The sequence below is a fragment of the Pseudomonas sp. EA_65y_Pfl1_P113 genome, from assembly GCF_963970525.1.
Classification (GTDB): Bacteria; Pseudomonadota; Gammaproteobacteria; order Pseudomonadales; family Pseudomonadaceae; genus Aquipseudomonas; species Aquipseudomonas tritici.
The window spans coordinates 1-431 of the sequence record NZ_CAXAQM010000685.1 but is presented as its reverse complement, the minus strand read 5'-3'; the positions used below and the strand labels follow the sequence as shown (position 1 = coordinate 431).

The 431-nt window shown below is 69.8% G+C and carries 1 protein-coding gene; it reads right to left on the bottom strand.

Annotated features, from left to right (window positions below; genetic code table 11):
• The coding region (locus tag AACY52_RS31720; RefSeq protein WP_339561614.1) for a hypothetical protein at positions 1-300 on the bottom strand (300 nt) is incomplete at its 3' end.
• Between the last annotated feature and the right edge of the window lie 131 nt (positions 301-431).

Here is a 431-nt window from a genome sequence, read left to right as displayed (position 1 = left end):
AGTCATCTTCGCGTTCGCGCCCAGCGTCACGCGCGCGGCATCGGCGGCAGGCAAAGCGAGGCGAAGATAATGGCTTGCTGCGCCCGCCCGCACGCGCGTGCCGGGCGAAACCGGCTGGCGCTCGCGCAGCGCGACCGTGCCCTTGCCGGTCACGGTCGGCACGACGATCGTACTTCCCGCCTGTGCGATCCGGACGGAGGGCTCCTGGGGTGCCTGACGGGCAGCAACGGGTTGCGACGCGGGTTTGCTGCAGGCCGCCAGCGCCAGTCCCAGCGCCAGCACCACCCACCGGCGGGTCAATTCTTGATCTTCCAGCCCGACCGCAGCAGCGCGTAACACGCCACCGCCAGCACCACGTCGATCACCAGCACCACGATGCTGCCGATCAGGATCGGCGAATCGGCGGTGCCGAGGAAGCCGTAGCGGAAGCC